Origin of the sequence: Microcystis sp. M113S1, assembly GCF_020246945.1 — a bacterium.
Lineage (GTDB): Bacteria > Cyanobacteriota > Cyanobacteriia > Cyanobacteriales > Microcystaceae > Microcystis.
The window spans coordinates 1-3,473 of the sequence record NZ_JADBSA010000227.1 but is presented as its reverse complement, the minus strand read 5'-3'; the positions used below and the strand labels follow the sequence as shown (position 1 = coordinate 3,473).

The 3,473-nt window shown below is 37.7% G+C and carries 6 protein-coding genes and 2 pseudogenes; all 8 read left to right on the top strand.

Translation table 11 applies throughout. The features are described 5' to 3' along the window. On the top strand, window positions 1–115 hold a 115-nt coding region (locus IM319_RS11465), incomplete at its 5' end, for a transposase (protein WP_130758671.1). Window positions 116–142: 27 nt separating this feature from the next. Then, window positions 143–232 (top strand): annotated as a pseudogene (locus tag IM319_RS11460) (DUF5838 family protein); the annotation flags it as partial. Window positions 233–243: 11 nt separating this feature from the next. Next, entirely contained in the window at window positions 244–702 is a 459-nt protein-coding gene (locus tag IM319_RS11455; RefSeq protein ID WP_287735685.1) for a DUF29 domain-containing protein, read from the top strand. A gap of 55 nt (window positions 703–757) precedes the next feature. Further along, complete coding sequence (locus IM319_RS11450; protein WP_287735684.1) at window positions 758–1,336, top strand: Uma2 family endonuclease; 579 nt, start codon at window positions 758–760, stop codon at window positions 1,334–1,336. 18 nt (window positions 1,337–1,354) lie between these two features. After that, entirely contained in the window at window positions 1,355–2,038 is a 684-nt protein-coding gene (locus IM319_RS11445; RefSeq protein WP_287735683.1) for a Uma2 family endonuclease, read from the top strand. Between the two features lie 5 nt (window positions 2,039–2,043). Further along, window positions 2,044–2,232 (top strand): hypothetical protein, encoded by a 189-nt coding sequence (locus IM319_RS11440; RefSeq protein WP_287735682.1) that lies wholly within the window; start codon window positions 2,044–2,046, stop codon window positions 2,230–2,232. Continuing rightward, a protein-coding gene (locus IM319_RS11435; protein WP_193961162.1) for an ISKra4-like element ISMae42 family transposase occupies window positions 2,229–3,289 on the top strand; the annotation gives its coding sequence in 2 pieces (ribosomal slippage) (window positions 2,229–2,385 and window positions 2,385–3,289; 1,062 coding nt in all). Before IM319_RS11440 ends, IM319_RS11435 begins: the two co-directional genes overlap by 4 nt. A gap of 111 nt (window positions 3,290–3,400) precedes the next feature. After that, window positions 3,401–3,473: pseudogene (locus IM319_RS22510) on the top strand (RNA-guided endonuclease TnpB family protein); the annotation flags it as partial.

Genomic DNA, 3,473 nt, shown 5'->3' with positions numbered 1-3,473 from the left:
GGTGGTCGAGGGAATCAACAATAAACTTAAACTAATAAAACGGAGAGGCTATGGCTTTAGAAACTTTCGGAATTTTTGGGTTAGAAGTATGTTGTCTTGGCATCTTGTCTGTTGATTTAGCATAAAGGGTAACGAAGAGCCTATGTGGGTAGGTACTACTCAAAAAGAATTAGAAAAAACGAGAATTGAGAATATTCGGCTTTATTATTACAAATCCTTCAAGATGGAGTAAGTTTTATGTTGATGATAGAAGTAAATGAATTAAAACAACTCTATGACGTTGATGATGATGAATGGCTGGAACAAACTATTAACTTACTTAAAAATCATCAATTCCAACAGCTAGATTTAGATAATTTAATTGAGGAGTTAGAGGATTTGGGTAGAGAGAAGAAAAATGCTGTCGCTAGTCTGTTAGAGCAAATTATTCGTCATTTACTGTTACTGCAATATTGGACAACTGAAGCCGAATATAATGCTGTTCACCGGCAAGAAGAAATCTATAACTTTCGTACTCAACTGAGACGAACAATCACGACTAATCTCCGCAAGTATTTAAAAGATGAATTAACCTCTATCTATCAAGATGCGCTAGGTTTTGTTAAAATTAAAACAACTAATTTAGTAACTTTTCCTACTGAATGCCCCTATTCCCTAGAACAATTACTTGATCGTTCTTGGTTGCCCAATCAAACCTATTAACTGACAATCAATCTAAAACAAGAACTAAAAATATTGACTTTAAAAATAAAGTATAATGATTACCACCGAACCTATTATCTTAAACCTGAAAACCACCAATTTAAGTGACGAACAGTTTTATCAACTGTGCTGTGCTAATGACGATTGGCGACTCGAACAAACTGCCCAAGGAGAATTAATCATTATGCCTCCCATCGGAGCCATTAGTGGCAATCGAGAATCAGAATTAAATGCTGATTTAGTGATTTGGAATCGGCAAACTCAACTCGGTAAAGTTTTTAGTTCTTCTACTATCTTTACCTTGCCCAATGGCGCGAAACGTTCTCCTGATGTTGCTTGGATTGCCAATGAACGCTGGCACGCTTTACCCATAGAAGAACAAGAAAAATTTGCCAGAATTTGCCCAGATTTTGTGATAGAATTGCGATCGCGTACCGACCCCTTAAAATATCTACAAGAAAAAATGCAAGAATATCGAGAAAATGGTGTAAAATTAGGGTGGCTAATTGATCCTGCCAACCAAAGGTTAGAAATCTATCGCCCCAATCAATCTGTAGAAATTATTGAATTACCAGCAACATTATCAGGAGAAGAAATTTTACCTGGATTCACCTTAAAATTACCAATGTATTGACAAGTAGGAAATACTAAGATGATAGCCACTGTAGCAAAATCTCCTCAAGCAATTCCACTATTAGAAAATGGCGACAACCTCACTCGTTGTGAATTTGAGCGTAGATATAATGCTATGCCAAATCTGAAAAAAGCCGAACTCATTGAAGGAATTGTTCATCTGATGGCTTCTCCCTTAAGAATTACTAATCATGGCAACCCTCACGCTCGTATTATCACTTGGTTAGGTAACTATTGGTCAAGTACGCCAGGAATTGAATTAGGCGACAATTGTACCGTGCGCCTTGATGCTGATAATGAACCTCAACCCGATGCACTGCTGAGAATTAAAAATGGTGGACAATCAACTATTAGTGCGGATGGCTATGTCGAAGGTGCGCCAGAATTAATCGTGGAAATTGCTGCTAGTACCGTCTCCCTTGACTTGCATCAAAAGCTTGAGGTTTATCGCTGCCATCAAGTGCAAGAATATTTAGTCTGGCGAGTATTGGATGAAGAATTTGATTGGTTTGTCTTAAATGACGAAAAATATGTTACACTTGAACCTAATGCAGAAGGAATATTATGTTCTCAAATATTTCCTGGATTATGGTTAGGTAGAGATGCTTTATTAGCGGGTAATTTAGCCAGGGTTTTAGAAGTTGTACAATTGGGAATAGCTACAATCCAACATAAATCTTTTGGCAAAAAAATATCAGAATAAGAATTATGATTCCAGGATTGCAAGCATTACACAAACTAACCCAGGGTTCCCCAGAGATTACTGTTGCCATTCTTGATGGTGTCGTAGATACTCAACATCGGGAGCAAGTCAAAGCTGAAGAACAAATAAACTACTTGACAAAAGCATCAATTGGGTATGGGATAGAGAAAAGAGTGGGGAAAAGACAAAAATGACTCCAGAGCAACAACAAGAACTTAACCAACATATTCAAGCGATAGCCAAGATTCTTCATCAGGAAGCTGAGGCTGAAAAAATCCAAACTTTAGAGGGAATAGAGACGACAATAAGAGAACAGACCTTAAAATATATAACTCCGAAACTAGGATTTTTTTTGTCACAAAAACGACAGGAACTCAAGCCGGGAGACCGAGAAAAATAAAAAGCATCATCGGAGAATTATGCCTGACAGAAAAACAAGCAATCCGTTTAAATATTCCTCGTAATAACCAAATTAGTCCTTACTTAGAACGCTGTTGTTTAAGAGCTAGTGCCAATGTTTCTTATGAAAATGCCGCCAGAGATATTCAATTTTATACAGGGATGAAGGTCTCGGCTAGGACTCAACAACGATTAGTCCATCGCCACCAATTTGCCGAAGAAGAATCAGGAAACCCCGTTCAAGAAATTAGTCTAGATGGAGGAAAAGTGCGCTTAAGAACCGAAACTAAGGGAGAGGCTTGTATCTGGAAAGATTATCAAGCAATCTGTGTTGATACTTTCCTAAGAAAAGCTTGGTTTGGAGAGAATGAATCGTTAATATATTGGGTTAATCAACAACCTTTATCTGACCCCCTTACCTGTTTGGGAGACGGACATCCCGGTATTTGGAAAATTGTGAAAAACTGGGATTGTCCAGGAGAAAAAAGAGAAATACTTGACTGGTTTCATTTGGTAGAAAATCTTCATAAAGTCGGCGGTTCAGTGAAGAGATTGAAAAAAGCAGAAAGTTTATTATGGCAGGGCAAAATTGAGGAAACAATAGCATTAATCTCTCCTTTAAAAAACGAACGAGCTGAAAATTTCTGTCGTTATTTAGAGATTCATCGTCATCGAATTGTTAATTATAATTACTATCAACAAGAAGAGATTTGCTCTATTGCTTCGGGAGCCGTTGAATCCACGGTTAAACAGATTGACCGACGACTGAAAATTTCTGGAGCCCAGTGGAATGAAGAAAATATCCCTCAAGTGCTTAAACACCGCTGTGCTTACCTAAATAACAGTCTTTAGCTATTGAATAGTATTTATGTTCTGACAAAACTGACTTGCTCCCGTAGTATCAAGTGGCAAGTTCGGAGCTTTCTTTTCACTGATTACTGGTTACTGATTACTGATTACTGACTAGGGATTGCTACTTTTGCCACATTAGACACAGGGGAAAAGATCAACGCCCCAAAACCGTTAAAGAAACGAT

Coding starts and splice junctions, on each gene's coding strand:
- IM319_RS11445 (WP_287735683.1), top strand. CDS start 1,355: ATGATAGCCACTGTAGCAAAATCTCCTCAAGCAATTCCACTATTAGAA.
- IM319_RS11455 (WP_287735685.1), top strand. CDS start 244: ATGATAGAAGTAAATGAATTAAAACAACTCTATGACGTTGATGATGAT.
- IM319_RS11450 (WP_287735684.1), top strand. CDS start 758: ATGATTACCACCGAACCTATTATCTTAAACCTGAAAACCACCAATTTA.
- IM319_RS11440 (WP_287735682.1), top strand. CDS start 2,044: ATGATTCCAGGATTGCAAGCATTACACAAACTAACCCAGGGTTCCCCA.